Origin of the sequence: Pantoea sp. Ap-967 (assembly GCF_011752565.1) — a bacterium.
GTDB lineage: Bacteria > Pseudomonadota > Gammaproteobacteria > Pseudomonadales > Pseudomonadaceae > Aquipseudomonas.
In genome coordinates, this window is record NZ_VWXK01000007.1 from 177,838 (window position 1) to 203,630 (window position 25,793).

Below are 25,793 nucleotides of genomic sequence, written 5' to 3' on the forward strand. Positions count from 1 at the left end.
CCGACTCTTTTAATCCTTCGATGGCATTGATTTGCGCATCCAGCCACGCCCGCTATGGTGGCAGTTAAGCGTTTGATTAATACTAAAGTCGTAGGAGAGTGGAATGAGAATTCGTGGTGATGTCTTCTGGACATGGGCTGATCCAACCCTGCATCACCGCACTCATGACGAAACGCTTGGCGATGGAACATTCATCGATGTTCAGGTACGCCTGTCGCGAACAGGTACTACCCAGATGTTCATAGGCGTCTACGCGCCTGCCGGCATGGCACTGCTTGAAGAGTCCTTCGAGTCGAGGCCGGGGGAGTCCATGACAACTGCATTGGCCTGGGGTGTGGCGCGTGCGAAGCAGGTGGCCAGGGACTGTGGCCCGGCAGCCGGGCGGTTTTCCCACGAGATGTAAAAGTTTGTGGCGAAGGTATTTTGACGCTGGTTATTTGGCTTTTTTCCTGTACGCTGACCGGACAGTCAAACCTCTTCCACTTGTTGAAGGTCCAGCCATGCGCGCTCGCGGCAAGCTTTATTGGGACTGGGCCGACCCGGCGTTGCATTTTCGCAACTACGACGAACGCCTGCCCTGCGGTAAATTGATTAATATTCAGGTGCGGCTCTCACCACAGAACATCACCCAGTTGTTCTTCGGCATTTATGGCGACAAGGGTGTGATGCTGCTCGAAGAGCATTATCCGCAATGCGATGGGCAAACACTGTCGGCTGCCATGGCGTGGGCCCTGCAGCGTGCTCAGGCATGGGTAGGCACGACCTTTGCGCCGCCTGCGGACAAAAGGCCTGAACGGCTGCCAAGGAAAGGCTCGCGGCTCTACAAGTAAGGGGCTGCAAGGCAGCCCTGGTATCTCATCCTTCAGGCGGTGTTACACCGCAAATGAACGCATCCGAGCCTAGGCGGTGCGTGCCGTATTCGACGACATAGCCCTCACCGCGCCGTTGCGCCTCGGCCAGGGCGGTCTTCTGGTCGACATAGACATCCACAAAGTGCCAGGGGTGGCGGTCCCTGAGCACTCCCCAACCGAGTACCCAGCCTGGTTTGTCGGGGTCTGCTGGAAGGTTTCTGGCCAGGCTGCGAATCGACATGCGTTACCTCCGATGGCGTGGGGTTCTCCTACATGAAACTTCACGGGCACCCATGAGTTCCATGAACCTCCCATTTCTGCGCAGTCAAATGATACGCAGGGCCACGCTTCGCCTGGCCGGAGGTACTCACATGAAACGTAAAGCCGCTTGGGTTGTTATCTTGTCTGGCGTGTTGCTGCTCAGTGGATGTTGGCCGTATTGGCATGATGGCTGGCACCACCGGCACTATTACGATGATCACCATGGGCAGGACTATCGCCGCTGGTGAAGCCTGGACGGCTTGAAGTCGGTCTGCTAACAGGGTGTGCCGGAAGGGTGGCGCACCCTGTACAAACTGTAAAGAATTGGAAAAGCTCACCCGAACGGATGAAGGCGGCCTCTACAATCGCCTCGCTGCCCGGCCAAGCGTCAGGCGGGCATCAGATCCTGTTTTCGGAGTGTTGTAATGAAGTTGAATCACGTTTTGCGCGCCGCAGTAGTCGCTACCCTGATTTCTGCGCTTTCGGGTTGCTGGATGTTCATGCCACCCGGCGGTGGCGGCGGGCACGGTGGTGGCCATGGCGGCCCTGGCATGGGCATGGGTGGCATGCATGGCGGCGGCCCGCGTTAATTCGGCCCTTGCTGCACGCATATATCAACGGGAGCCCGCGCAAGCGGGCTCTTCTATTATGAAAAACGAGAATACCGTTCTGCCATTATCCAGCGATACTAAGGTGACAGAACACCCATAACAAAAAAGGGCATCGGGCTTCGCTTTCCAACCTTGATGAAGGGGGCAGCAGGAGCGTGTCGCGTGAAAAGTTCAAGATCGGTTGCAGGTGCAATCATGCTGTCAGCGTTTGCCACCCTGTTGTTGTCAGGGTGCGCGCAGAACCCGGATGTGCGTGATGGCCATGATTCTACATCCGGAATAACCGAAAGAAGCGCGCCCGCTTATTTGGGTTGCGTAAAAGGCGAGTTACCTGGCAATGCCAAGGTCTATGAAGTGGATGATGCCGGCGCGGTGAGGTTGTTCGTCGACAGCACCGACCCTGATAAAGCCAACGGCCTGGTCGAAGTTCGCGGTACGGGCACGCAGCATCAGTTCACGGCTTATCAGCGTGATGCCTGGTATGACCATGGGCGATTGCTCGATGCTGCGCTGATGTGTTCCAAGGCCTGATCTGGCGCAACTTGGAACATGACGTTGGCCCAAAAGCCCGCGCCCGAACGCGGGCTTTTCATAGGGGAAACCCTTGCAAGACTTTGGTGGGTTAGTGCTTTTTTTCAAGTACCGTTAACATGCACCACGCCACTGATGGTTTATTGCAAATGCCAATTCTTCGTATTTTCTTCTATGCTGTTTTTGCCGCAAGCCTCGCGGCGTGTGCAAATCCTGGTAAACCGACTGCCAGCAAGGAAACAGCCAAATCGCCCAGTGAATATGCCGCGTGCGTATTGCCCAAGTGGCAGGCCATTGCACCGCAAACCACGCAGAAATCGATTGCCCACGGTTACCGCCTGACCGCCCCCAGCGCGGTGACCTCTGATGTGGTACTGGAGGTTGTGGAATTCCATAAGGGCAGCCGTGCCACCTTCTACCGGGGCAGCTTCCTCAGTGGAGACACATTGCGCATGGCCGCCCGGGAATGCCTCGATTGAAGGCTGGGTAAGGGTGCTGGCGGCTAGCCAGTACGAAACCTGACGATGCAGTCGGATTGAGTAAAGTTAAGTAAAAGTTGTCTACGCCTTGTCCAAAGGCTGGTTACTTTGTTCTGAACACTCATTACCGATAGCAATCGATGAACACACTTCCGTCGCAGCCCAGTGCTGAACGCGGGGCGTTCTCCAGTTTCGAGGCGTGTCGCAATACCCAGAAAGGCCCCGTGGTGATTCTTGCGTCGGGTGCTTCAGCCCGGCATTTCCCGTTGGGTGATTTTGCCCACCTGCCGGTGATTGCCATGAATGGGTCGGTGTCGCTGACCGCCGCCTGCGGTGTTCGGCCGTTTTTCTACGTGTGCACCGACACCAGCTTCCCCAAGCAGCAACCCGAGCTATTCGCCACTGCCTTGCGCCAGAGCCAGCGGTTGGCCCTGTGGCCCGAGCAGTTCGCCGATGCCGCGATACCCCGTGGCACCGAATGCTACCCCTTGCACAAGGCCGATACCCCGGGTGTTCTGGATGGCCTGCGCGGGGGCGGCAGCCATCACGTCTGCAACCGGGCGCTGTGGAGCAAGCGTGGGCGTTCCATTGCGTTCAGCAAGGACATGTCGAACGGCTATTACGATGCCCGCACTGTTGCCTTCGTGGCCTTGCAACTGGCCTATCACCTGGGGTTTGAGCAGGTGCTGTTGGTGGGGGTCGATCTTGACCAGGGGGCAGGGCGGTTCTACGAAGATGGCAACGCCCAGGTGTCTCCCTGCGGCCTCGATCAGCACTGGGGCAGCCGTATCCTGCCGTCCCTGACACTGATGGCCGAGCAGGTGGTCAACGAGCAGTTTCGGGTTTACAACCTGTCGCAGCAGTCGAGGATTCCCGAGCAGTTGATCCCAAAGATCGGCCTGGATGAAGCCCGTCGCATCGCTGCCTGAAAACAACAACAGCAAGAAAGCGGATGCGCCGCCAACCCTGCGGCGCTACAGTGCGCTGACCTTGGCCTGTAGTGGAATTCCCCGATGTCTTGCGCATTCACCCTGATGCAATCCCCCGTCGGCACCTTGACCCTGGTCGCCCGTGGCGAGCGGCTGGCGGCGGTGTTGTGGCAAGAAGAGCGGGAAAACCGCGTGCGTTTGGGGGAGCTGCACCGGGATGACCAACACCCGACCCTGCGCGAAACTGCCCGTCAACTGGGCGAATACTTCGCCGGCAAGCGTCAGCAGTTCGACCTGATGCTGGATTTCGCCGGTACCGAGTTTCAGCGCCAGGTGTGGTCAGCCTTGCTGACCATCCCGTTTGGCCAGACGCGCAGCTACAGCGACATCGCCCGGCAGATTGGCAACCCTAATGCCGTGCGCGCCGTAGGCGCCGCCAATGGGCGTAACCCCATCTCGATCATTGCGCCGTGCCACCGGGTGATCGGTGCCTCTGGCGGGCTGACCGGGTTTGCCGGAGGCTTGCCGGCCAAGCAGTACCTGTTGGCCTTGGAAGGCCGGCAGAGCTTCACGCTGGATTTGTGATCTGCCTTGGTAGGAGCGAGCGTAGCTCGCGATGGGGCGCGCAGCGGCCCCAGGGTTCCAGCTTCACGGCGGGGCTGCTTTGCAGCCCATCGCGAGCTGCGCTCGCTCCTACAGGGGGATCGCGGCGCGCCTGGTGGTAATGGCCTTGGAAGGCCGGCAAAGCCTCACGCTGGATTTGTGATCTGCCTTGGTAGGAGCGAGCGTAGCTCGCGATGGGGCGCGCAGCGGCCCCAGGGTTTCAGCTTCACGGCGGGGCTGCTTTGCAGCCCATCGCGAGCTGCGCTCGCTCCTACAGGGGAGATCGCGGCGCGCCTGGTGGTAATAATCCCAGGCCGATGCCCTTAGTTGAACCAGCTCACCACCATGCACACCAGCACCGCCAGCACGGTGCCAGCGGCCAGCGTGTACTGCCAGTGCGCCTTGCGAGCATGCGCCCTGATGGCGTCAAGATACTCGGCAGGCGAGGGCGCATCCGGTTGGTGGCGCAGCCCGTCGGCCAGGTCGGCCAGGCGCCCCTGAATCAACAGGCCAACCAGGTAATACGTCAGGGCAAAACTGCCCAAGGTCAGTAGCAGATACTTCATACGCGACCCAGGTCCAGTACCTTGCAGCTGGCCGTTTGCGCCGCGGTATCCAGTATCACCAGGCCTTCCTGGCGCTCATCCAGTGTCGCCAGCAAGTTGCCCTGGCGGTCCCAGGCCGCCGACCCGCCTGCGCCGATGAAAGTGTCGGCCGGGCCTACGCAGTTGGCCAGCAGCACCGGCATGCCCAGGTTGCGGGCGACCTGCGGGTAGTGCTCATAGCCTTCGCGCACGCCTTTGGCCGTCTTGGCCACGCTGACCAGGTACAGGTCGGCGCCCAGCTCCCTGGCGTGCAGGGCATGCTCGATGAACATCGATTCATAGCAGATGGCCGGGGCAATCTGGTGCTCGCCGCCACCGAATACGAACGGCTGCTTGCCCGGGGCGAAGAACGGCAGCTCGTCAGCGTGCAAGCGCTGTTTGGCATAAGCCAGTGGCGCCTGCCCGGGGCGCAGGATTGGCATGCCGATCAATACCCCGTTCGCGCTCGGCAGCGGCAGGCCCGCTGCCACGCTGATACCCAGGCGGTCACACAGGGCCTGCAGCGGCGCAAGGCGCGGGGTGTTCACTGGCAAGGCCAGTTGGCGCGCCAGGGTGGGCTCATAACCGGTCAGGGACAGTTCGGGAAACACCACCAGCCCGGCACCCTGTGCCGCCGCCTGCTCGATACAGTGTTGATGGCGGGCCAGGTTGGCTTCGAAGTCGCCCTTGCGCGAAGCCAGTTGAACAGCACAGAGTTTCATGGAGAGTCCTTCCCCCGGACCAAGTCTAAGGGCCGAGCATACTGCCAGAGCGCGCCGAGGATCAATCAGGACGCTGGCTGCGCCGCGAAGCGCTGGCGGAACCAGTCACCAAGCATGGCCTTCTCGGCGTACAGGCGGTCGCTGCCGTGGCTGGCGCGCCCCGGGCGGCTGAGGTACATCTTGTCGCTGACCCGCTCCTGGGCCTGGCGGTCTGGCTGGCCGGGCTGGCTCAGGGTGTAGTTCAGGTCGATGCTTGGCCAGGTAATCTCGCGCATGAAACGGACGTCGTTCGCACCGCGGTGCCAGGGCTCGTAACGCCCGGCCAGGTCGATGTCGCGGATGTTGACGACCAGGTGCTGGCCCGGCTGCAGATAGCGCTGGCCAAGCGTTTGCAGATACTGGTCGAGGGTCTTCATGACGTAATCATCGGCACCGCGCTCATAGCCTGGGCTGTTCAGGCTGGCGTCGCGAAATTTTTCCGGGTGGTCGAAACGCACCTCGACCTGCGCAGGTGGGGTGCCTTGTGCCATGCTGTTGGCAGACAGCGCCATGAGCACGGCACATACGAGAATGGTACGCATGATGCGGCCTCCAGGGTGGCTTGCGTGTGCCTCCATTTTACGCTTGTGCAGGTAACCCAGCAGAGGAAGATTGTAATGAGCCGGTTTCGGCGGGTAGCCGCCAACAGCAAGGGGCGCGACCTGGCGGTGGGCGATATCCATGGCCATTTTCACAGGCTGCAAGCGTGCCTGGATGACGTTGGGTTCGACCGCCATGTGGATCGCCTGTTCAGTGTCGGTGACCTGGTCGACCGCGGGCCCCACAGCGAAGAGTCCCTGCAATGGCTGGCCCAGCCCTGGTTCCATGCCGTGCAGGGTAACCATGAGTCATTGGCGATCACCCACCTGCGCGGCGGCCGACTGGACCTTGAGATGTACCGCGCCGCAGGGGGAGGCTGGTTCCTTGACCTGCCGGCCGACGAGCAGGCCGTCTACGTGGAGCAGTTCCTGCAACTGCCGATTGCCATGGAGGTGCAGACCGAAGCCGGCCTGATCGGCCTGCTGCATGCCAACAGCCCCTTCGACGACTGGGCTGCCCTGCGCGATAGCCTGCTGTTCGACGATGACCCGCAGGTGCGTGAGGTGTGCCAGTGGTCACGCACGCGGTTGAAAGAGGGCAATACCCAGCCGGTGGCCGGTGTGCGCGCAGTGCTGGTGGGGCACACGCCGGTGCTGCAGGCCAAGGCGCTGGGCAACGTCTGGCACCTGGACACCGGCGGTTGGGCCAACGGCCATTTCAGCCTGATGGACATGGCCAGCCTGGCACTGCTCTACCCGGCAGCGCCAACGCCAGCGCCATCAGCCTGAACCCTGCGCACACGCCGCCGACGGCCATACAGTTTTTGCCTGCGGCTGTACCTTGACCCACGGCTGGCCGGCGGGGACAGTAGCGGCTGGTTGCCTGGAGAACACAATGGACCTGTCGAGCCTGCTGCTATTCATCCCCGCCTGCTTTGCCTTGAACATGGCGCCGGGGCCGAACAACCTGCTGTCGCTGCACAACGCCAGCCGTTATGGCTTGCGCACGGCCTGCGTTGCCGGCGGCGGGCGCATTGCCGCCTTCAGCGCCATGATCGCGCTGGCGGCCATGGGCCTGGCAGTGGTGCTGCACACCAGCGAATACCTGTTCATGGCGATCAAGGTGGTGGGTGCGGCGTACCTGTTCTACATCGCCTGGCAGTTGTGGCGTGCGCCGGTGGGCGAGGCGGTGCTGGCCAGCGAACACCCCCGTGGCACCTGGCGCCTGGCTCGCCAGGAGTTTTGGGTGGCAGCCGGCAACCCCAAGGCCATCCTGATCTTCACCGCATTCCTGCCGCAGTTCGTTTCGGTGGGCAGCGCCACCCCGGTCAGCGAGCAGTTCCTCTGGCTGGGTGTGCTGTTCCTGTTGCTGGAATGGGCGGCGATCGCCATCTATTCGGGCCTTGGCGCCTACCTGCAACGCTGGTTCAGCCAGCCAGGGCCGCGGCGTATGTTCAACCGGATCAGTGCTTCGCTGCTGGGTTGCGCAGGTTTGGGCCTTTTGGCTGCACGCCGCTAGAACTGCCAGCGCACGCCAAGGTTGACGCCGCTGGCTTGCTGCTGGCGGCTGTCGAGGTTGCTGGTGTACTGCACGCCGCCATGCAGGCTCAGTGCCTTGCTCAGCTGTGCTACCAGGCCGCCCTCCAGTTGTAGCGAGGTGAAGCGGTAGTCGGTCTTGATGAGGTCTGTACCATCGAATTTCAGCGTGTCGCGACCGCCATCGCCGTGCCACAGGTTGGCTTGCACGTAGGGCTGCAGCAGGTGGCCGCCGCGGCTGCTGAAGGCGCCTTCCAGGCGCACACCGACACGCCCGGTAAGCTCCACCTGGGCGTTGTGGCTGACCGAGGAAATACCGTCGCTGGCCGTGTCGAGCGAGACTTTCTGAGCGATCAGCTGCGCTTGCGGCTCCAGCGTCCAGTGTTGGGAAAGTGCCATGGGGTAGCCGGACTCCACCGAGGCAGTCCAGGCATGGCCGTCGAGGTTTAGCTGGCCACCGCGGTCGGAGCGGGCACGGCCCTCCAGGTGGGTATATTGCAGCACGGTGTCGAGGTACCCGCCTTGTGGCCCTACCAGGGTCCAGTAGCCGCCCACGCTGTCCCCATCGAGCGTGAGGTCGCCAACCCTGCGGTTGTACATGGCCAGGGCGAAGCCGTTGACGTCGCCGTCTAGCCGGCTGTGGCCGACATACAGGCCCACGTGCTGGCGGTAACCGTTGTCCATGGGTGTGGCGTAGAGGTCCTGGCCGACCTTGAAACCATACAGGTTGCCGTCCAGGGTGGGGCTGACCGTGCCGCTCCATTGTTCGCGTAGGGCACTGCCGTAGGCCTGGCCCCAGCTTGCCGGCAGGGCGCCTGCGCCGGCCAGCAGCATCTGGTCGCCCTGGCGCTGGTGGAAGGTGCCCAGCGCCTGGCGGGCGATGATCGCCGCACCCCGGGGCGCGGCGGCATACACCGCTACCTCGGGGCGGTACAGCGGCAGGCTTTCACCGGCCACCGGGGCTGGCAGTTCAGGCTGGCCGGGGGCAGGGGCCGCCACCGGGGGTGTCAACGCTGGCGCCACGGGGGGCTCGCCCGGTACCTCCTCGATGGGCGCAGCAGGGGCGGCCACCAGGGTTGAGCGCAAGTACCAGCTGTTTTCGCTTCCGGCGGTCACGCCGCCTTTGAACAGGCGGTAATCGTAGGCGCCGGCCGACAGGGTCTGGGTTTGCACAAAGGCACCGTTGCTGCTGGTCGCGCCGTCGCGCGCCTCGACCACCTCGATCCCGTTGCCGGGGGTGGCTGCGCCCGTCCCCCCGAGGTTGTTGACCAGCAGCTCAGTCGTGCCGGTGATCGTGCCCTGGCTCACCACCAACCGGTCGGACGCTGCATCGTCGCCGGCCAGCACGCTATTGACCCGCAGCACCCCGTTGTCGCCCTGGTAATTGCCGACCACGGTCAGCCGGCCGAGGCCGTCGTTGCCGCTGCCCAGGTCGACGGTGCCGGCATTGACCAGCGTGGCGCCAAGGCCGCTGGTGAAGGGCACCAGGCTGCCTTGGCGGGAGATGAGCATGCTGCTGTTATCGAGGTTCAGCTGGCCGGTGCCGCTGGTGGCATCGCCCATGGTCAGCGTGTCGTCGAGGGCCAGGCGGCTGCTGTCGGTGAGGCTGATGCTTTCCCAATTGACGTAGAGCGAACCGCCGGCCACCTCGCTACCCCGGAACAGCAGGCTGTCGTTGCCGGCGCCACCGTCGAGGGTGATGTTCAGGGTGTCGGCCTTCAAGCCGATGATTGTGGCCTGGTCGTCGCCAATGCCCATGTCTACCCTGCCGCCAATACGCCCGCCCGACCAAGTGAACACATCGTTGCCAGCGCTGGCCAGCACGTTGCCCAGCAACTGGCCGCCACTGATGGTGATCTGGTCTACGCCGCCGCTGGTGCTGATGTTGCCGCCAATGGTGCCGCCGCGCAGGATGATCGTGTCGTTGCCGAAACCGCTGACCAGGTTGCCGTCGATGCGGGTTTCCACGTCGGTGTCTTGGGACATCTCGAAGTAGTTGTCGGCCAGTTTCAGGTCCACCCGGCCAATCCGCCCGCCCGAAAAAATAGCGAAATCACCGTCCTCGAAGGCACCGATGATGCGCCCGCCGGACATGTTGAAACGGTCGTAACCCTCGCCTTGGTTGAGCGACTGCACGGTGCCACCCGTCATGGTGAAGTCGTCGATGGCCGGGGTCTGGGAAACCGCGCCAAGGGTGTCGCCGGCCGATACGGTCAAGGACTGGGCATGCACCAGCAGGGGCAGGGTCAACAGCGGCAAGGCGGCGGGGATGTGCAGGCGTGGGTAGCGCATCAGGCAGGTCTCCGTGTCCGCAAGGAGGGACCAGAACCCAGGGCTGTGCAGTGTGATGCAGCCCCAGGCCTGCCTGATTTGTAGGGGAATATGGCTGAGCGGGCAACTAGCAGAAATGCTAGGTGGCCCGCTGCCATTAGTCGCGGTAGAAGGTTTGCACCAGGTGATAGCCGAACTTGCTCTTGATCGGCCCGTGCACGACCCGCAGCGGCTTCTTGAAGATCACCTGGTCGATTGCGCCGACCATCTGGCCTGGGCGAATCTCGCCAAGGTCGCCGCCGCGCTTGCCCGAAGGGCAGATGGAGAACTTGCGGGCCAGCACGTCGAAGGCCTCGCCATTGGCGATGCGCTGCTTGAGCTTTTCGGCTTCATCAGCGGTTTTGACCAGAATGTGGCGGGCTTGAGCTTTCATGGGGCACCTGTACTTCGGGGGCAAAAAAAGGCCGGTATTATGCCTGAACGCAGGGGTTTGTGCGGTTTCAGGCTTGGCCGTCACTGGGCCAGCCAGCCGCCATCGACGTTCCAGGCGGCGCCGCGAACCTGGCTACCGGCCTCGCTGCACAGAAACAGCACCAATTCCCCCAGGTGCTCGGGGGTGACGAACGCCAGCGAAGGCTGTTTCTCGGCCAACAAGTCATGCTGCGCCTGCACGGCATCGCCGCCCTGGGCGGCGCGGTCGTCGATCTGTTTCTGCACCAGCGGGGTCAGCACCCAGCCAGGGCAGATGGCATTGCAGGTGACATTGCTGGTGGCCGTTTCCAGGCCCACCACCTTGGTCAGGCCAACGACTCCATGCTTGGCCGCCACATATGCGGCCTTGCCCGTGGAACCCACCAAGCCATGCACCGAAGCGATATTGATGATCCGCCCCCAATTGCGTGCGCGCATGCCGGGCAGGGCCAGGCGGGTGCCATGAAACACCGCCGAAAGGTTCAAGGCGATGATCTTGTCCCAGCTTTCCACCGGGAACTGTTCCACCGGCGCCACGTGCTGAATGCCGGCATTGTTGACCAGGATGTCGACGCCGCCGAACGCCTGTTCGGCCAGGGCGAACAGCGCTTCGATCTGCCCCACGTCGGACAGGTCGGCCGGATGGTGCAAGGCTTTTACCCCATGGGCGCCGATTTGTGCCAAGGCCGGTGCCGGGTCGCCGAAGCCGTTGAGCAGGATGTTCGCGCCAGCGCGGGCCAGTACCTGGGCGATGCCCAGGCCAATGCCGCTGGTGGAGCCGGTGACGAGTGCGGTCTTGCCTTTGAGGGTCATGCGGTTACTCCTTAGCGTCTAGGGTCGAATGCCTCGCGCAAGGCATCGCCGATAAATACCAGCAGCGACAGGATGACCGCCAGCGCGAAGAAGGCGGTGAAGCCCAGCCACGGTGCCTCCAGGTGCTGTTTGCCCTGGGTCACCAGCTCGCCCAGCGAGGCGCTGCCGGCCGGCATGCCAAAACCGAGGAAGTCCAGCGCCGTCAGCGTGGTGATTGCCCCGGTCAGCATGAACGGTACATAGGTTAGCGTCGCATTCATCGCATTGGGCAGAACATGGCGCAAGAGCACCTGTGTATCCGGCAAGCCCAGTGCCCGCGCCGCTTTCACGTATTCCAGGTTGCGCCCCCGCAGAAACTCGGCGCGCACTACATCCACCAGGGTCAACCAGGAAAACAACGCCATGATGCCCAGCAGCCACCAGAAGTCCGGCTCGACGAAGCCACTGAGGATAATCAGCAGGTAGAGCACGGGCAGCCCGGACCACACCTCCAGCAAGCGTTGCCCCAGCAGGTCGGCCCAGCCGCCGTAGTAGCCCTGCAGCGCGCCGGCCGCAACGCCGATCAGTACGCTGGCCACGGTCAAGGCGAAGGCGAACAGCAACGAGGTGCGGGTGCCATACAGCACCCGGGCAAGCACGTCGCGGCCCTGGTCATCGGTGCCCAGCCAGTTGCTGCTGCTCGGCGGGCTAGGGGTTGGTACCTGCAGGTCGTAGTTGGGGGTGTCGGCGCTGAACGGGATGGGAGCGAACCACATCCAGCCGCCCTGGCCCTCGATCAACTGGCGCACGTAGGCGCTGCGGTAATCGGGCTGGAACGGCAGTTGGCCGCCGAATTGCTGCTCGCTGTAGCGTTTGAGTGCCGGCACGTACAGCTGGCCCTTGTAGCCCAGCAGCAGCGGCTTGTCATTGGCCACCAGCTCGGCGCACAGGCTCAGCACCAGCAGGCCGGCAAACAACCACAGCGACACCCAGCCCAGGCGGTTGCGGCGAAAGCGTTGCAGGCGACGACGGGAAACCGGCGACAGCATCAATGCGCCCTCGTGTCGAAGTCGATGCGCGGGTCGAGCACGGTGAAGGCCAAATCACCGATCAGACGAAACAGCAGGCCGGCGAGGGTGAAAATGAACAGGGTGCCGAACACCACCGGGTAGTCGCGCGACACCGCGGCCTCGTAGCTCATGCGCCCCAGGCCATCGAGGGAAAAGATCACCTCGATCAGCAGCGAGCCTGCGAAAAACACCGTAATCAACGCCTGGGGCAGGCCGGCCAGCACCAGCAGCATGGCGTTGCGCAGCACATGGCCGTACAGCACCCGGCGCTGGCTCAGGCCCTTGGCCCGGGCGGTCACCACGTACTGGCGAGAAATTTCGTCGAGGAAGGCGTTCTTGGTCAGCAGGGTGAGGGTGGCGAAGCCGCCAATCACCAGCGCACCCACCGGCAGTACCAGGTGCCAGAAGTAGTCGGCAAGCTTGCCCAAGAGGCTCAACTGGGCGAAATCTTCCGACACCAGGCCGCGCACCGGAAACCAGTTCAGCGAGGTGCCGCCGGCGAACAGCACGATCAGTAGCAGGGCGAACAGGAACGAGGGCAGGGCATAGCCGACCACGATCAGCGCGCTGCTCCAGGCATCGAAGCGGCTGCCGTGGTGCACGGCCTTGCGAATGCCCAGCGGGATCGACACCAGGTAGGTGATCAAGGTCGCCCAGAAGCCCAGTGACAAGGTGACGGGCAGCTTGTCGAGAATCAGGTCGGTGACCTTGGCGCCACGGAAAAAGCTCTGGCCGAAGTCCAGCCGCGCGTATTGGCCGAGCATCAGCCACAGGCGCTCGGAGGCGGTTTTGTCGAAGCCGTACTGGCGCTTGATCTCTTCGATCAGCTTGGGGTCCAGGCCCCGGGTGGCGCGCGATTCACCGTGCACCACCTCGGCCCGTGCGCCAGGGGCGCCGGCGCCGATGCCCTGCAGGCGCGCCACCGCCTGTTCCACCGGGCCACCTGGGGCGGCCTGGACGATGGCGAAGTTGACCAGCAGGATCGCCAGCAAGGTGGGAATGATCAGCAGCAGGCGCCGCAGGATATAGCGGGTCATGGCGTGCCCTTGAGCCGTTCGGCCATCTGCGAGTTGGTCAGCGCCTGGGGGCTGATTTCCCACCAGCTGTCCAGGCCTTCGTCATAGGCGGGCTGGGTGTGCGGCAAGCCGAAGCGGTTCCACCACACCGTCGAGCTGCCTGGCGGGTAGTAGTTGGGAATCCAGTAGTAGTTCCATTGCAGCACCCGGTCCAGGGCATGGGCGTGGCGCAGCATGTCGGCCTGGGAGTCGGCGCGCACCAGGCCGTCGATCAGGCGGTCCACGGCGGGGTCCTTGAGCACCATCAGGTTGTTCGAACCGGGGTCGTGGGCGGCTGCCGAGCCGAAGTAGCTGTACAGCTCCGTACCCGGCGACAGGGTGACGGGGTAGCCGGTGACGATCATGTCGTAGTCGCGGGCCATCACGCGGTTCACGTACTGCGCCGCATCGACGTTGCGGATGTTCAGGGTGACGCCGATCTGGGCCAGGTTGCGCTTCCACGGCAGCAGCAGCCGTTCCATGCCGGACTGGCCGTTGAGGAAGGTGAACTGCAGCGGCTCGCCCTGGGCATCGACCAGACGATCGCCTTCAGGCCGCCAACCGGCTTGTTGCAGCAGGGCCAGGGCTTGCAACTGCTGCGGGCGAACGATGCCTGAACCATCGGTGACCGGCGCCTTGAACACCTGGTTGAACACTTCGTCCGGCACCTGCCCACGCAGCGGTTCAAGCAGCTTCAACTCGGCGGCATCCGGCAGGTCGCGGGCGGCCAGTGGGGTATTGGAGAACAGGCTCTGCTGGCGGATGTACATGGAACGCATCATCTGCCGGTTGCTCCACTCGAAGTCCCACAACAACGCCAGCGCCTGGCGCACGCGGCGGTCCTTGAACGGTGGTTTGTCCAGGTTGAACACGAAGCCCTGGGCGGCTTGCGGCTTCGCCGGGCCCAGGTGGGCGCGTTGCAGGCGCCCGTCGTCCAGTTGCGCGCCGTTGTAGCCGAGGGTGTAGGCGGTGGCCGAGAACTCGCGGTTGTAGTCGTAGCCGCCGCCCTTGAGCACCTGGCGGGCAACCTCGGTGTCACCGAAGTATTCGATGCGGATGCGTGCGAAGTTGTAGCGGCCACGGTTGACGGGCAGGTCTTTGGCCCACCAGTCCGGGTCGCGCTCGAAGGTGATGCTGCGGCCATTGTCGAGGGGGCCGATGCGGTAGGGGCCGCTGCCAACCGGCTTGTCGAAACCGGCGCCGTTGGCAAAATCGCGTGTGGCCCAGTCGTGTTCGGGCAACACCGGCAGGCTGGCCACGTCCAGTGCCAGGGTGCGGCCGTGGGGCTGCTTGAAGTCGAAACGCACCTGGCGCGGCCCTTCCACCGTGACATTGGCCACGTCGGCGAACTGGGTGCGGTACTTCAGGCTGCCTCGGGCCATGAGCGTGTCGAAGCTGAAGCGCACATCTTCGGCGCGCACAGGCTGGCCATCGGCAAAGGTGGCGCGTGGGTCGATTTCAAAGCGCAGCCAGGCATCGTCTGGGCCGCGCTCCATGCGCCGGGCGATCAGGCCGTAAACAGTAAAAGGCTCGTCGAACGAGCGCTGGGCCAATGGCGCATACAGCCAGCCGTCAACTTCACTGACGCCGGTGCCTTTGTCGATATAGGGCAGGATATGGTCGAACTGGCCGATCTCGATGGCCGAACGGCGCAGCAGGCCGCCCTTGGGCGCGTCGGGGTTGGCGTAGTCGAAGTGCTGGAAGGTGTCGGGGTAACGCGGCGCTTCACCATAAACGGTGAGTGCGTGGGTGGGGGCTGCCTGGGCGATACCGGCCATGCACAACAGCATCAGCCCCTGTAGGAGATCACCCAGCCCTTGCGGGCTAGGGACCATTGCTCGCAAGCGCGCCGCAATTACCTGTAGGAGCGGACTTGCCCCGCGAACACCGGCGTAGCCGGTGCCATGCACCGCGGTGCTGGCTTCGCGGGTCAAGCCCGCTCCTACAAGGGGCATGATCTGCTGATCAGTCCTGGCGGCTGGTCACTTCCAGCAGGTGGTAGCCGAACTGGGTCTTGACTGGGCCTTGCACGGTGTTCACCGGGGCGCTGAATACCACGGTGTCGAATTCCTTGACCATCTGGCCCGGGCCGAACGAACCCAGGTCACCGCCTTGGCGGCTGGATGGGCAGGTGGAGTTGGCCTTGGCGATTTCGGCGAAGTCGGCGCCGGCTTCGATCTGGGCCTTGAGTTCGTTGCACTTCTCTTCGCTGTTGACGAGGATGTGGCGGGCAGTGGCGCGTGCCATGGGTACTACTCCTTAGGGTGAAAAGCGCAAGCCTAGCGCACTTGGTCGGGTCATGTCTCGCCAGGCTTGCCACGGCCCATCAAAGGCGGGCGGCAGCCTCGCGCAGCAAGGCTTCGGTCGAGTCCCAGCCCAGGCAGCCATCGGTGATCGACACCCCGTATTTCAGCGCCCCCTTGCCCAGTGCCTGGCAGCCATCGAACAGGTGCCCTTCGAGCATTACCCCTACCAGCGAGCGGTCGCCGGCCAGGCGCTGGGCCAGCACGTCCTCGAACACCGCCGGCTGGCGCGCCGGGTCCTTGCCGCTGTTGGCATGGCTGCAGTCGACCATGATCCGCGCCTGCAACCCGGCCTTGGCCAGCCCCTGGCGGGCCTGGGCGACGCTGGTGGCATCGAAGTTCGGGCCCTTGTGGCCGCCGCGCAGCACCAGGTGGGTGTCCGGGTTGCCCAGGGTTTCGATGACCGCCGGGTAGCCTTGGGCATCCATGCCGAAGTGGCGGTGCGGGGCTGCGGCGCTGCGCATGGCGTCGCAGGCGATACCCACGCCGCCGTCGGTGCCATTCTTGAAGCCGACCGGCAGCTCCAGGCCGCTGACCATTTCCCGGTGGACCTGCGACTCGGTGGTACGCGCACCAATGGCAGCCCAGCCCAGTAGGTCGTCGAAGTAACCGGCGGCCATGGGTTGCAGCAGTTCGGTGGCAATCGGCAGGCCGCGTTCGAGCATGCTCAGCATCAGGCCACGGGAAAGGGCGATACCCGAGTGCATGTCGTCGCTGCCGTCGAGGTGCGGGTCGTAGGCCAGGCCCTTCCAGCCCACCGTGGTGCGGGGTTTTTCCACGTAGGCGCGCATCACCAGCAGCAGCTTGTCATCGACGTCGCGGCTCAGGGCGGCCAGGCGGTCGGCGTATTCAAGGGCCGAGCGCGGGTCGTGGATCGAGCACGGGCCAACGATTACCAGCAGGCGCGGGTCGCGGCCTTCGAGGATGGCGCGGATGGCCTGGCGGTGCTGGTGGACTTGCTGGGCGAGTTCGGCAGACAGCGGCATTTGCTGCTTGAGCAGGTGCGGGCTGGGCAGGCGCTTGCTGACGGTGGTGTTGGCAGCGTGCGGCTGGGTCAGGGGCAGGGCGAGGTTCGAGGCTTGCATGGCGTAATTTCCCTGGGCGGACGGCGGGTTCTGGCCCGCGCGGTCGGCCCTATCGAGGTGTTCGACTATTCGTTGATTGATTCGCAGCATTGCCACCAGTGATGGACCGAACGGAGGCGGCAGGCTGGCCCGAACGGGATTGGCTAAATCGCCAGGCATAGGTGCTTGCGTAGTAATAAGTGGCGTAGTTCATGAATCTGTCCTCGGTATGAATCGGTAAAAGTGCAATGGCCTGAAAAGCAAAACCCCCGGTCGGGGAGCCGACCGGGGGTTTGAGTATTCTCATGTTCGGCGGCCCCTCGAAGGTGGGCGCCGTGTGGGTATTCGGCGCCTAGTGGCTAAACCAATACCCAAAATAAAAGCTGGCGGCAGCCTGGCAGCCGGCAACGGCCAGCACAGGGCGCAGGGTGCGACCGGTGTGGTTGGCGAGGTTGCGGGGACGGTTAGGCATGTTGCTCTCCAGTGAATGAGCCCGAGCTTACTTCAGGCGATGCTCGCTGTTCAATGGATAAATGCTATTGCCGCGATAATTGCAGAAAACGGATAGCGCTGTGCAGCCATTGGATAGTGCCACGCTTGGGCACACCCTAACTTGACCGGGCCTGAACAATAACAATTGGAGACCCTGGCCATGTCCCTGGGATTCGACTACCTCAATGCCATGCTAGAGGACGATCGCGAAACCGGCGTGTATCGCTGCAAGCGCGAAATGTTCACCGACCCGCGCCTGTTCGACCTGGAGATGAAACACATCTTCGAAGGCAACTGGATCTACCTGGCCCATGAAAGCCAGATTCCCGAGAACAACGACTTCCTGACCTTGACCATGGGGCGCCAGCCGATATTCATTGCGCGCAACAAGGACGGGGCACTCAACGCCTTCCTCAACGCCTGCAGCCATCGCGGCGCGATGCTCTGCCGGCACAAGCGCGGCAACCGCGCCAGCTACACCTGCCCGTTCCACGGCTGGACCTTCAACAACAGCGGCAAGTTGCTCAAGGTCAAGGACCCAGGCAATGCCGGCTACCCGGCCAGTTTCAACTGCGACGGCTCCCACGACCTGACCAAGGTTGCACGCTTCGAATCGTACCGGGGCTTTTTGTTCGGCAGCCTCAATGCCGAGGTCAAGCCACTGCGCGAGCACCTGGGCGAGTCGGCGAAAGTCATCGACATGATCGTCGACCAGTCCCCGGAAGGCCTGGAAGTATTGCGTGGGTCCAGTTCCTACATCTACGAAGGCAATTGGAAACTCACCGCCGAAAACGGCGCCGATGGCTATCACGTCAGTTCCGTGCACTGGAACTACGCCGCCACCCAGAACCAGCGTAACCAGCGCGAGGCGGGGGATGCGATCAAGACCATGAGCGCAGGCGCCTGGGCCAAGCAGGGCGGCGGCTTCTATTCCTTCGACCATGGCCACCTGCTGCTGTGGACCCGCTGGGCCAACCCCGAGGACCGCCCGGCGTTCGAACGCCGCGACCAGTTGGCCGCCGAGTTCGGCCAGGCCCGCGCCAACTGGATGATCGAAAATTCGCGCAACCTGTGCCTGTACCCGAACGTGTACCTGATGGACCAGTTCAGCTCGCAAATTCGCATCGCCCGGCCGATTTCCGTGAACAAGACCGAAATCACCATCTACTGCATCGCGCCCAAGGGTGAGAGCGCCGAGGCACGGGCCAAGCGTATTCGCCAGTACGAAGATTTCTTCAACGTCAGCGGCATGGCCACCCCGGACGACCTCGAAGAATTCCGCTCCTGCCAGACGGGTTATGGCGGCGGTACTGGCTGGAACGACATGTGCCGTGGTGCGGCGCACTGGGTAGAGGGGGCCGATGAGGCCGCGCGGGAAATCGAACTCAAGCCGTTGTTGTCGGGCGTGCGTACCGAGGATGAAGGCCTGTTCGTGCTGCAGCACAAATATTGGCAAAGCATGATGCTCAAGGCCCTCGAACAGGACGCGCAGCGCATTCCCGTGGAGGCCGTGCAATGAGCCTGCATGACACCGTGCGCGATTTCCTCTACCGCGAAGCGCGCTACCTGGACGATGGCCAGTGGGACCAGTGGCTGGAACTGTACGCCAGCGATGCCACGTTCTGGATGCCGTCCTGGGACGACGACGACACCCTCACCCAGGATCCGCAAAGCGAGGTATCACTGATCTGGTACGGCAACCGTGGCGGCCTGGAGGACCGGGTGTTCCGTATCAAGACCGAACGCTCCAGTGCGACCGTGCCCGACACCCGCACCTCGCACAACATCAGCAACATCGAGGTTGTCGAGCACGGCGAGGGCAGCTGCCAGGTGCGCTTCAACTGGCACACCTTGAGCTTTCGCTACAAGACCACCGACAGCTATTTCGGCAGCAGCTTCTACACGCTCGACCTGCGCGGCGAACAGCCGCTGATCAAGGCCAAGAAGGTGGTGCTGAAAAACGATTACGTGCGTCAGGTCATCGACATCTACCACATCTGATCCGAAGTCACGCAAGCCGCCCCAGTGCGCCATGAAAGGCCCACTGCGGCCAGGCTCGCCTGCGAGGTGCACCATGAGCTTTCAAATTGCGCTTAATTTCGAAGACGGGGTAACCCGCTTCATCGAGGCCAGCGGCCATGAAACCGTGGCCGACGCTGCCTACCGCCAGGGCATCAACATTCCCCTGGACTGCCGCGATGGTGCCTGCGGCACCTGCAAGTGCAAGGCGGAATCCGGGCACTACGACCTGGGCGACAACTTCATTGAAGACGCCCTGAATGACGAGGAAATGGCCGAAGGCTATGTGCTCACCTGCCAAATGCGCGCGATGAGCGATTGCGTGGTGCGTATTCCGGCCTCCTCGCAACTGTGCAAGACCGAGCAGGCCAATTTCGAGGCCGCCATCAGCGAAGTGCGGCAACTGTCCGCCAGTACCATTGCCTTGTCGCTCAAGGGCGAGGGGTTGGCGCGCCTGGCCTTTCTGCCGGGGCAGTACGTCAACCTCAAGGTGCCGGGCAGCGACCAGAGCCGCGCCTATTCCTTCAGCTCGCTGCAAAAGGGCGGTGAGGTGCGCTTCCTGATCCGCAATGTACCGGGTGGGTTGATGAGCCACTTCCTGACCAGCCTGGCCAAGGCGGGCGACAGCCTGAGCCTGGCCGGCCCGCTGGGTAGTTTCTACCTGCGCCCCATCCAGCGCCCGCTGTTGCTGCTGGCTGGCGGTACGGGCCTGGCACCGTTCACGGCGATGCTGGAGAAGATTGCCGAGCAGGGCAGCACACACCCGCTGCACCTGATCTACGGCGTCACCCACGACTTCGACCTGGTCGAGCTCGACCGCCTGCAGGCCCTGGCCGCGCGGATTCCCAACTTCACCTTCAGTGCCTGCGTGGCCAGCCCCGACAGCCAGTACCCGCAGAAGGGCTACGTGACCCAGCACATCGAGCCGCGCCACCTCAACGAGGGGGATGTCGATGTCTACCTGTGCGGGCCACCGCCGATGGTCGAGGCGGTCAGCCAGTACCTGCGCGAGCAGGGCATCACCCCAGCGAATTTCTACTTCGAGAAGTTCGCGGCGGCAGCGGCCTGAGCGCGTCCAGCGCCTGCAGAGGCCTGTTGAATTATGGAGAAACAACCATGATGGCAAGATTCCACAACAAGGTTGCCCTGGTCACCGGCGCTGCCCAGGGCATTGGCCGTGGTGTGTGCTGGCGGCTCAAGGCCGAAGGTGCACGGGTGGTGGCGGTGGACCGTTCCGAGCTGGTTCACGAATTGGCCGGGGAAGGCATGCTGACCCTAACCGCCGACCTTGAACGCCACGATGAATGTGCGCAGGTGATGGCCACGGCAGTCGAAACCTTCGGCGGCCTCGATATCCTCGTCAACAACGTTGGTGGCACGATCTGGGCCAAGCCGTTCGAGCATTACGACGTGGCCCAGATCGAGGCCGAAGTGCGCCGGTCGCTGTTTCCCACCTTGTGGTGCTGCCACGCGGCGCTGCCTTACATGCTCGAACGCGGCCAGGGCGCCATCGTCAATGTCTCGTCGGTGGCCACCCGTGGCGTCAACCGCGTGCCCTACGGCGCCGCCAAAGGCGGTGTGAACGCACTGACGGCCTGCCTGGCCTTCGAAACGGCAGGCCGCGGCATTCGCGTCAACGCCACCGCACCGGGCGGCACCGAGGCGCCGCCCCGGCGGGTGCCGCGCAATACCGATGCACAAAGCGAGCAGGACAAGCGCTGGTACCAGCAGATCGTCGAGCAGACCCTCGACAGCAGCCTGATGCACCGCTACGGCAGCATTGACGAGCAAGTGGGCGCCATCCTGTTCCTGGCCTCTGACGAGGCTTCCTACATCACCGGGGTAACCCTGCCCGTGGGCGGTGGCGACCTCGGCTAAGGGCACCGATCTCGGCGTTGATCGGGCGGCGCTTGCAATATGCAAATTCGCACCCATCTAAGCGGGTCTTCCGTCAGCCCAGGACCTTGCCATGGAACCCAACCGCTTCGGTGACATCGCCGCCTTCGTCAGTGCCGTGAAGGCTGGCAGCTTCACCGCTGCCGCAGCCAGCCTGGGCCTGACCCGTTCAGCGGTGGGCAAGAGCATCGCCCGCCTGGAGGCGCGCATGGCCGTGCGCCTGCTCAACCGCACCACACGCAAGTTGAGCCTGACCGACGAGGGCCTGGTGGCGTATGAGCGCTGGCGGCAGATTCTCGATGACCTGGACGAGGTGGAAAGCACCATGGCCCTGCGCCGTGGCAAGCCCACGGGCACGTTGCGCCTGACTGCGCCGCTGTCGCTGGGGCAGCGTCATGTGCGGCCGATCCTGGATACCTACCTCAAGCAGTGGCCGGAACTGCGCGCCGATATCCGTTTTACCGACCGTTTCGTCGATTTGGTGGAGGAGGGCGTGGACGTTGCCGTGCGCATCGGCGCGCCAAAGGAAGACTCTCAGCTGCTCACCCGCACCGTGGGCTGGCAGCAGTTCGTGACCTGCGCCTCACCCGATTACCTGCGCCAGCACGGCACGCCAACGGTGCCCGCCGACCTCTACGGGCACGACAAGATTGCTTTCCTGGCCGGCGAGAAGTCGATGCCCTGGCGTTTTCACACCGCTGAAGGGCTGCACCTGTGCGAGGAGCCGGGGCGGCTCAACATAGACAGTTCCGAAGCGATGTTGGACGGCGCGCGGGCAGGTTTCGGGCTGATTCACCTGCCTACCTATATCACCGGCGACGACCTGCGCGCAGGTACGTTGGTGGAGGTGCTGCAGGAGTACCGGCCCCCGGCAGACCCAATTCGCGTGGTTTACCCGAGCAAGCGGCACTTGTCGCCACGGGTTCGGGGGTTTATCGACCTGCTGGTGGCGAGTTGGGAACAGCGGGTGCCTTGGGAAGATTGATAGACCTGCGGCCGAGCGCCGCTCGCACAATCCCGTAGGAGCGAGCGTAGCTCGCGATGCGGTCGCGCAGGTCAGGCGCGCTTGAGGAACGGGTAATCCGTGTACCCCTCAGGCCCGTTGGCATAGTCGAACTGCGCCCGGTGTTCGTTCAGCGGCGCCTGCAACCGCAGCCGCTCCACCAGGTCAGGGTTGGCAATGTAGCTGCGCCCGAACGCCACGGCATCGATCAGGCCACGGGCGATCAAGTCTTCGCCTTTCTCTGCGGTGTAGGCACCCGCTGCGATGATCACGCCCGGATAGGCCTCACGAATCTGCTCACGGAACGCCTCACGCAGCGGCTTGCCACCCGCCCAGTCCGGCTCGGACAGGTGCAGGTAGGCGAGGTTGCGCTTGGCCAGCTCACGGATCAGGTACAGCCCGGCGGCCTCCTGGTCTTCGCCGTTGTCCACGCCATTGAACCCACCCAGCGGGAACACCCGAATACCCACGCGCTCGGCGCTCCACTGGGCAACGGCTGCGTCCACCGCTTCAAGCACGATGCGCGCGCGGTTCTCCACGCTGCCGCCGTAGCGGTCTTCGCGCTGGTTCGAACTCGGGGTGAGGAACTGGTGCAGCAGGTAGCCATGGGCGGCGTGCAGTTCGATGAAGTCGAACCCGGCTTCGCGGGCATTGACCGCCGCCTGGCCGAAGTCGGCCACGATACCGGCGATCTCTTCCTCGCTCAGGGCCCGTGGCGTGGAGGTTTCCACCCGTACCAGGTTGCCTTGCTCGTCACGCAGGGTCGTGCGGGCGTTGGCGGGCAGGGCAGACGGCGCCACCGGCGCTTCACCACCCGGTTGCAGCGAGGTGTGCGACACCCGGCCGGTGTGCCACACCTGCACCGCACTGTGGCCGCCGTCGGCGTGGATGCCTTCGTTGATCACTTTCCAGGCAGCGATCTGTTCGGCGCTGTGGATGCCCGGCGAACCGGAGTAGCCCTTGGCCTGGAAGGAAATCTGCGTGGCCTCGGTGATGATCAGGCCGGCGCTTGCGCGCTGGCGGTAGTACTCGGCCATCATCGGCGTTGGCACGTCGCCCGGCTCCAGGCTGCGCAGGCGGGTGAGGGGTGCCATGAACACACGGTTGGGCAAGGTCAGGGGGCCGATCTGCAGGGGTTGCAAGAGTTTCATTGCTGCTCCGAAGGTGGGAAAACCAATGGGGCGCACGATACGCGGAAGATTGGGGAAAGGGGGGACCGGGACCCCGGCGTAGAGCTCCCCAATGGCGCTTGCATGTACCGGCCTGTTCGCGGGGCACAGGAGAACCTCCAGCGCCGCAATGGCTGACACACCTGTGTCACCCCTGCGCCAGCTGTGCCATCGCTGCACCAGCCCCGGCACCCCGCAGCCATTCTCGCTTTCGCCGCAACCCCTCTGTTCAGCGCCTCGCAAGCCATTCTCAGGCCCCTGGCACAGCGGTTGCTCTGTGCATAGCCGACGCCTGCCGCGGTGTCGCCATAACAAGAACGGAGAACCCAGCATGAACCGAACCGGCCCGTACCGCCTGCTAATGAGCTGCCTGGCCCTGGGCATGGCCTGCAGCACCCCTGCCTTTGCCGCCGAGGTCGATGGCCAGCGCATCATCGCTGCCGACAAGGAACCCGGTAACTGGATGAGCCATGGCCGAACCTACGACGAGCAACGCTTCAGCCCGCTCAAGGCCATTGACCAGAGCAACGTCAACCAGCTTGGCCTGGCCTGGAGCTACAAGCTCGACCTCGACCGGGGCGTGGAGGCAACGCCCATCGTGGTCGACGGGGTGATGTACACCACCGGGCCGTTTTCCGTGGTCTATGCCCTGGACGCCCGCAACGGCAAGCTGCTGTGGAAGTACGACCCGCAATCGGACCGCCACCGCGCCGGCGAGGCGTGCTGCGACGCAGTCAACCGCGGCGTGGCGGTGTGGCAGGGCAAGGTGTATGTCGGGGTGCTCGATGGCCGCCTGGAAGCCATCGATGCCAAGACCGGCCAGCGCGTGTGGTCGGTAGACACCCGTGACGATCACAAACGCAGCTACACCATCACCGGTGCGCCGCGGGTGGTCAACGGCAAGGTCATCATCGGCAACGGCGGCGCCGAGTTCGGCGTGCGCGGCTACGTCACGGCCTATGATGCCGAAACCGGCAAGCAGGCCTGGCGCTTTTTCACCGTGCCGGGTGACCCGAAGCTGCCGCCGGAAAACAAGGCCATGCAGATCGCCAGCAAAACCTGGCACGGCGATGCCTTCGTCGAATGGGGCGGTGGTGGCACGGCGTGGGACTCGTTCGCCTACGACCCGGAACTGAACCTGCTGTACATCGGCGTGGGCAACGGCTCGATGTGGGACCCGAAATGGCGCAGCCAGGCCAAGGGCGACAACCTGTTCCTGTCGTCGATCGTGGCCGTGAACGCCGACACCGGCGAGTACGCCTGGCATTACCAGACCACGCCCGGCGATGCCTGGGACTTCACCGCCACCCAGCACATGATCCTGGCCGAGCTGCCGATCAACGGCAAGCAGCGCAAAGTGCTGATGCAAGCGCCGAAGAACGGCTTCTTCTACGTGCTCGACCGCGCCACCGGCGAGTTGCTGTCGGCCAAGAACATCGTACCGGTGAACTGGGCCAAGGGCATCGACATGAAAACCGGCCGGCCGATCCTCGACGAGCAGGCAGCGGCCTACTGGAAGGACGGCAAGCGCAAGCTGGTGACCCCGGCATTCTGGGGCGCCCATGACTGGCACCCGATGTCCTACAACCCGCAGACTGGGCTGGTGTATATCCCGGCGCACATCATGTCGGCCTATTACGAGCACATTCCCGAGGCGCCCAAGCGCAACCCATTCAAGAGCGTGTACCAGCTGGGCCTGCGCACCGGCATGATGCCCGAAGGGGCCGACGGCCTGCTGGAAATGGCCAAGACCTGGTCCGGCAAGTTGATCGCCTGGGACCCGGTCAAGCAGGCGCCGGCCTGGGAAGTGCCCTACATCACCATCTTCAACGGTGGCACCCTGAGCACGGCGGGTAACCTGGTATTCGAGGGCAGCGCCGATGGCCGGGTCATCGCCTACGCCGCCGACTCGGGCAAGAAACTGTGGGAATCGCCGGCGGCCAGCGGGGTGATGGCGGCGCCCATTACTTACTCGGTGGACGGTGAGCAGTACGTGACCTTCATGGCCGGCTGGGGCGGCGCGTTCTCCACCTTTGCCGGGGCCTTGTCGCTACGTGCCGGGGTGCAGCCGTTCGCCCAGGTGCTGACCTATAAGCTCGGTGGCACCGCCCCGTTGCAGGAGCCCGCGCCACCTGCCGATGCGCCGGAACCGCCTGCGCTGACCGCCGATGCCAAGACCGTTGCAGCCGGCGCCGCGTTGTACGACGGCAACTGCTCGCAATGCCACGGCATCCATGCGGTCAGCGGCGGGGTGCTGCCAGACCTGCGCAAGCTCAGCAGCGAAAAGCACCAGATGTTCCTCGGCATCCTCTACGGCGGCCGGGTGCCGGACGGCATGCCATCGTTCGCCGATAACCTCAAGCCCGAGCAGGTCGAGCAGGTGCACCAGTACCTGATCAAGCGCGCCCATGACCTCAAGCGCGAAGGCAATGCCTGGCAGCAGTTCAGCGCCAAGCCGGCCGCCCAATCGTCGCTGGCCGACAACCACCCACAGGAGTGACAC

29 protein-coding genes are annotated in these 25,793 nt (G+C 63.9%); 16 read left to right on the forward strand and 13 right to left on the reverse strand.

The annotated features are described in order from the left end of the window. Positions 1–103: 103 nt before the first annotated feature. Together F3J45_RS10130 and F3J45_RS10135 are read left to right on the forward strand one after the other, a co-directional pair. Entirely contained in the window at positions 104–403 is a 300-nt protein-coding gene (locus F3J45_RS10130) for a hypothetical protein (RefSeq protein WP_167061122.1), read from the forward strand. A 97-nt stretch (positions 404–500) separates the two neighbouring features. Continuing rightward, positions 501–830 (forward strand): hypothetical protein, encoded by a 330-nt coding sequence (locus F3J45_RS10135; RefSeq protein ID WP_167061125.1) that lies wholly within the window; start codon positions 501–503, stop codon positions 828–830. 25 nt (positions 831–855) lie between these two features. On the opposite strand, the gene F3J45_RS10140 is transcribed toward F3J45_RS10135, so the two are convergent. Further along, the gene (locus tag F3J45_RS10140) at positions 856–1,092 is read right to left on the reverse strand and encodes a hypothetical protein (RefSeq protein ID WP_167061128.1); all 237 of its coding nucleotides are present in this window, start codon (positions 1,090–1,092) and stop codon (positions 856–858) included. A 130-nt stretch (positions 1,093–1,222) separates the two neighbouring features. Between F3J45_RS10140 and F3J45_RS10145 the strand changes: the two genes are divergently transcribed. The 6 genes from F3J45_RS10145 (at position 1,223) to F3J45_RS10170 (ending at position 4,247) form a co-directional block, all read left to right on the forward strand. Further along, positions 1,223–1,360 (forward strand): hypothetical protein, encoded by a 138-nt coding sequence (locus tag F3J45_RS10145; RefSeq protein ID WP_167061130.1) that lies wholly within the window; start codon positions 1,223–1,225, stop codon positions 1,358–1,360. A gap of 177 nt (positions 1,361–1,537) precedes the next feature. Beyond that, on the forward strand, positions 1,538–1,702 hold the full coding sequence (locus tag F3J45_RS10150; protein WP_167061132.1) for a hypothetical protein: 165 nt from the start codon (positions 1,538–1,540) through the stop codon (positions 1,700–1,702). A 183-nt stretch (positions 1,703–1,885) separates the two neighbouring features. After that, entirely contained in the window at positions 1,886–2,254 is a 369-nt protein-coding gene (locus tag F3J45_RS10155; RefSeq protein WP_167061134.1) for a hypothetical protein, read from the forward strand. 119 nt (positions 2,255–2,373) lie between these two features. After that, positions 2,374–2,733, forward strand: coding sequence for a hypothetical protein (locus F3J45_RS10160; protein WP_205300465.1), 360 nt, complete (start codon positions 2,374–2,376; stop codon positions 2,731–2,733). Positions 2,734–2,873: 140 nt separating this feature from the next. Continuing rightward, positions 2,874–3,662, forward strand: coding sequence for a lipopolysaccharide biosynthesis protein (locus F3J45_RS10165; protein WP_167061136.1), 789 nt, complete (start codon positions 2,874–2,876; stop codon positions 3,660–3,662). Positions 3,663–3,746: 84 nt separating this feature from the next. Then, positions 3,747–4,247 (forward strand): methylated-DNA--[protein]-cysteine S-methyltransferase, encoded by a 501-nt coding sequence (locus F3J45_RS10170; RefSeq protein ID WP_167061138.1) that lies wholly within the window; start codon positions 3,747–3,749, stop codon positions 4,245–4,247. A gap of 341 nt (positions 4,248–4,588) precedes the next feature. Here the strand turns inward: F3J45_RS10170 and F3J45_RS10175 are convergent, their stop codons facing one another. From F3J45_RS10175 to F3J45_RS10185, 3 genes are all read right to left on the reverse strand, one after another. Further along, positions 4,589–4,831, reverse strand: a complete 243-nt coding sequence (locus tag F3J45_RS10175) for a hypothetical protein (RefSeq protein WP_167061140.1) — start codon at positions 4,829–4,831, stop codon at positions 4,589–4,591. Then, positions 4,828–5,571: a carbon-nitrogen hydrolase family protein gene (locus tag F3J45_RS10180; protein ID WP_167061143.1), complete on the reverse strand. Its 744-nt coding sequence runs from the start codon at positions 5,569–5,571 to the stop codon at positions 4,828–4,830. Before F3J45_RS10180 ends, F3J45_RS10175 begins: the two co-directional genes overlap by 4 nt. Positions 5,572–5,636: 65 nt before the next feature. Then, positions 5,637–6,152, reverse strand: a complete 516-nt coding sequence (locus tag F3J45_RS10185; RefSeq protein WP_167061145.1) for a DUF3016 domain-containing protein — start codon at positions 6,150–6,152, stop codon at positions 5,637–5,639. A 75-nt stretch (positions 6,153–6,227) separates the two neighbouring features. Between F3J45_RS10185 and F3J45_RS10190 the strand changes: the two genes are divergently transcribed. Further along, positions 6,228–6,938 carry a metallophosphoesterase gene (locus tag F3J45_RS10190; RefSeq protein ID WP_167061148.1) on the forward strand — a complete coding sequence of 237 codons (711 nt, stop codon included), beginning with the start codon at positions 6,228–6,230 and terminating at the stop codon, positions 6,936–6,938. A 106-nt stretch (positions 6,939–7,044) separates the two neighbouring features. Continuing rightward, positions 7,045–7,668 carry a LysE family translocator gene (locus tag F3J45_RS10195; protein WP_167061151.1) on the forward strand — a complete coding sequence of 208 codons (624 nt, stop codon included), beginning with the start codon at positions 7,045–7,047 and terminating at the stop codon, positions 7,666–7,668. Here F3J45_RS10195 and F3J45_RS10200 read toward each other — a convergent pair. From F3J45_RS10200 to F3J45_RS10235, 8 genes are all read right to left on the reverse strand, one after another. Continuing rightward, a complete protein-coding gene (locus tag F3J45_RS10200) occupies positions 7,665–9,977 on the reverse strand; it encodes an autotransporter outer membrane beta-barrel domain-containing protein (RefSeq protein ID WP_167061154.1) in 2,313 nt (770 codons plus the stop codon). The genes F3J45_RS10195 and F3J45_RS10200 overlap by 4 nt on opposite strands. A 136-nt stretch (positions 9,978–10,113) precedes the next feature. Continuing rightward, positions 10,114–10,389 (reverse strand): peptidylprolyl isomerase, encoded by a 276-nt coding sequence (locus tag F3J45_RS10205; protein ID WP_167061156.1) that lies wholly within the window; start codon positions 10,387–10,389, stop codon positions 10,114–10,116. Between the two features lie 80 nt (positions 10,390–10,469). Then, a complete protein-coding gene (gene hbdH, locus F3J45_RS10210) occupies positions 10,470–11,240 on the reverse strand; it encodes a 3-hydroxybutyrate dehydrogenase (RefSeq protein ID WP_167061159.1) in 771 nt (256 codons plus the stop codon). Between the two features lie 11 nt (positions 11,241–11,251). Then, entirely contained in the window at positions 11,252–12,271 is a 1,020-nt protein-coding gene (locus F3J45_RS10215) for an ABC transporter permease (RefSeq protein ID WP_205300466.1), read from the reverse strand. Beyond that, complete coding sequence (locus tag F3J45_RS10220) at positions 12,268–13,326, reverse strand: microcin C ABC transporter permease YejB (RefSeq protein WP_167061166.1); 1,059 nt, start codon at positions 13,324–13,326, stop codon at positions 12,268–12,270. The genes F3J45_RS10215 and F3J45_RS10220 overlap by 4 nt, the downstream gene beginning before the upstream one ends. Beyond that, positions 13,323–15,278 (reverse strand): extracellular solute-binding protein, encoded by a 1,956-nt coding sequence (locus F3J45_RS10225; RefSeq protein WP_205300467.1) that lies wholly within the window; start codon positions 15,276–15,278, stop codon positions 13,323–13,325. The genes F3J45_RS10220 and F3J45_RS10225 overlap by 4 nt, the downstream gene beginning before the upstream one ends. Positions 15,279–15,309: 31 nt before the next feature. After that, a complete protein-coding gene (locus tag F3J45_RS10230; RefSeq protein ID WP_054899523.1) occupies positions 15,310–15,591 on the reverse strand; it encodes a peptidylprolyl isomerase in 282 nt (93 codons plus the stop codon). Between the two features lie 79 nt (positions 15,592–15,670). Continuing rightward, positions 15,671–16,732: a 3-deoxy-7-phosphoheptulonate synthase gene (locus tag F3J45_RS10235; protein WP_167061169.1), complete on the reverse strand. Its 1,062-nt coding sequence runs from the start codon at positions 16,730–16,732 to the stop codon at positions 15,671–15,673. A gap of 631 nt (positions 16,733–17,363) precedes the next feature. On the opposite strand from F3J45_RS10235, the gene benA reads away from it, so the two are divergent. The 5 genes from benA to F3J45_RS10260 all read left to right on the forward strand — a co-directional run bounded on the left by benA (position 17,364) and on the right by F3J45_RS10260 (position 22,103). After that, positions 17,364–18,722 carry a benzoate 1,2-dioxygenase large subunit gene (gene benA, locus F3J45_RS10240; protein WP_167061172.1) on the forward strand — a complete coding sequence of 453 codons (1,359 nt, stop codon included), beginning with the start codon at positions 17,364–17,366 and terminating at the stop codon, positions 18,720–18,722. After that, positions 18,719–19,204, forward strand: a complete 486-nt coding sequence (gene benB / locus F3J45_RS10245) for a benzoate 1,2-dioxygenase small subunit (protein WP_167061175.1) — start codon at positions 18,719–18,721, stop codon at positions 19,202–19,204. Before benA ends, benB begins: the two co-directional genes overlap by 4 nt. Positions 19,205–19,277: 73 nt before the next feature. Continuing rightward, the gene (gene benC, locus F3J45_RS10250) at positions 19,278–20,291 is read left to right on the forward strand and encodes a benzoate 1,2-dioxygenase electron transfer component BenC (protein ID WP_167061178.1); all 1,014 of its coding nucleotides are present in this window, start codon (positions 19,278–19,280) and stop codon (positions 20,289–20,291) included. A gap of 50 nt (positions 20,292–20,341) precedes the next feature. Then, positions 20,342–21,100 carry a 1,6-dihydroxycyclohexa-2,4-diene-1-carboxylate dehydrogenase gene (locus F3J45_RS10255; protein WP_205300219.1) on the forward strand — a complete coding sequence of 253 codons (759 nt, stop codon included), beginning with the start codon at positions 20,342–20,344 and terminating at the stop codon, positions 21,098–21,100. A 91-nt stretch (positions 21,101–21,191) separates the two neighbouring features. Then, the gene (locus F3J45_RS10260) at positions 21,192–22,103 is read left to right on the forward strand and encodes a LysR family transcriptional regulator (RefSeq protein ID WP_167061184.1); all 912 of its coding nucleotides are present in this window, start codon (positions 21,192–21,194) and stop codon (positions 22,101–22,103) included. Between the two features lie 71 nt (positions 22,104–22,174). Here F3J45_RS10260 and F3J45_RS10265 read toward each other — a convergent pair whose 3' ends face one another. Then, entirely contained in the window at positions 22,175–23,272 is a 1,098-nt protein-coding gene (locus F3J45_RS10265; protein ID WP_167061187.1) for an alkene reductase, read from the reverse strand. A 349-nt stretch (positions 23,273–23,621) separates the two neighbouring features. On the opposite strand from F3J45_RS10265, the gene F3J45_RS10270 reads away from it, so the two are divergent. Continuing rightward, a complete protein-coding gene (locus tag F3J45_RS10270; RefSeq protein ID WP_167061189.1) occupies positions 23,622–25,790 on the forward strand; it encodes a PQQ-dependent dehydrogenase, methanol/ethanol family in 2,169 nt (722 codons plus the stop codon). Positions 25,791–25,793: the final 3 nt, after the last annotated feature.

Coding starts and splice junctions, on each gene's coding strand:
- F3J45_RS10130 (WP_167061122.1), top strand. CDS start 104: ATGAGAATTCGTGGTGATGTCTTCTGGACATGGGCTGATCCAACCCTG.
- F3J45_RS10135 (WP_167061125.1), top strand. CDS start 501: ATGCGCGCTCGCGGCAAGCTTTATTGGGACTGGGCCGACCCGGCGTTG.
- F3J45_RS10140 (WP_167061128.1), bottom strand. CDS start 1,092: ATGTCGATTCGCAGCCTGGCCAGAAACCTTCCAGCAGACCCCGACAAA.
- F3J45_RS10145 (WP_167061130.1), top strand. CDS start 1,223: ATGAAACGTAAAGCCGCTTGGGTTGTTATCTTGTCTGGCGTGTTGCTG.
- F3J45_RS10150 (WP_167061132.1), top strand. CDS start 1,538: ATGAAGTTGAATCACGTTTTGCGCGCCGCAGTAGTCGCTACCCTGATT.
- F3J45_RS10160 (WP_205300465.1), top strand. CDS start 2,374: ATGCACCACGCCACTGATGGTTTATTGCAAATGCCAATTCTTCGTATT.
- F3J45_RS10165 (WP_167061136.1), top strand. CDS start 2,874: ATGAACACACTTCCGTCGCAGCCCAGTGCTGAACGCGGGGCGTTCTCC.
- F3J45_RS10170 (WP_167061138.1), top strand. CDS start 3,747: ATGTCTTGCGCATTCACCCTGATGCAATCCCCCGTCGGCACCTTGACC.
- F3J45_RS10175 (WP_167061140.1), bottom strand. CDS start 4,831: ATGAAGTATCTGCTACTGACCTTGGGCAGTTTTGCCCTGACGTATTAC.
- F3J45_RS10180 (WP_167061143.1), bottom strand. CDS start 5,571: ATGAAACTCTGTGCTGTTCAACTGGCTTCGCGCAAGGGCGACTTCGAA.
- F3J45_RS10185 (WP_167061145.1), bottom strand. CDS start 6,152: ATGCGTACCATTCTCGTATGTGCCGTGCTCATGGCGCTGTCTGCCAAC.
- F3J45_RS10190 (WP_167061148.1), top strand. CDS start 6,228: ATGAGCCGGTTTCGGCGGGTAGCCGCCAACAGCAAGGGGCGCGACCTG.
- F3J45_RS10195 (WP_167061151.1), top strand. CDS start 7,045: ATGGACCTGTCGAGCCTGCTGCTATTCATCCCCGCCTGCTTTGCCTTG.
- F3J45_RS10200 (WP_167061154.1), bottom strand. CDS start 9,977: ATGCGCTACCCACGCCTGCACATCCCCGCCGCCTTGCCGCTGTTGACC.
- F3J45_RS10205 (WP_167061156.1), bottom strand. CDS start 10,389: ATGAAAGCTCAAGCCCGCCACATTCTGGTCAAAACCGCTGATGAAGCC.
- hbdH (WP_167061159.1), bottom strand. CDS start 11,240: ATGACCCTCAAAGGCAAGACCGCACTCGTCACCGGCTCCACCAGCGGC.
- F3J45_RS10220 (WP_167061166.1), bottom strand. CDS start 13,326: ATGACCCGCTATATCCTGCGGCGCCTGCTGCTGATCATTCCCACCTTG.
- F3J45_RS10230 (WP_054899523.1), bottom strand. CDS start 15,591: ATGGCACGCGCCACTGCCCGCCACATCCTCGTCAACAGCGAAGAGAAG.
- F3J45_RS10235 (WP_167061169.1), bottom strand. CDS start 16,732: ATGCAAGCCTCGAACCTCGCCCTGCCCCTGACCCAGCCGCACGCTGCC.
- benA (WP_167061172.1), top strand. CDS start 17,364: ATGTCCCTGGGATTCGACTACCTCAATGCCATGCTAGAGGACGATCGC.
- benB (WP_167061175.1), top strand. CDS start 18,719: ATGAGCCTGCATGACACCGTGCGCGATTTCCTCTACCGCGAAGCGCGC.
- benC (WP_167061178.1), top strand. CDS start 19,278: ATGAGCTTTCAAATTGCGCTTAATTTCGAAGACGGGGTAACCCGCTTC.
- F3J45_RS10255 (WP_205300219.1), top strand. CDS start 20,342: ATGGCAAGATTCCACAACAAGGTTGCCCTGGTCACCGGCGCTGCCCAG.
- F3J45_RS10260 (WP_167061184.1), top strand. CDS start 21,192: ATGGAACCCAACCGCTTCGGTGACATCGCCGCCTTCGTCAGTGCCGTG.
- F3J45_RS10265 (WP_167061187.1), bottom strand. CDS start 23,272: ATGAAACTCTTGCAACCCCTGCAGATCGGCCCCCTGACCTTGCCCAAC.
- F3J45_RS10270 (WP_167061189.1), top strand. CDS start 23,622: ATGAACCGAACCGGCCCGTACCGCCTGCTAATGAGCTGCCTGGCCCTG.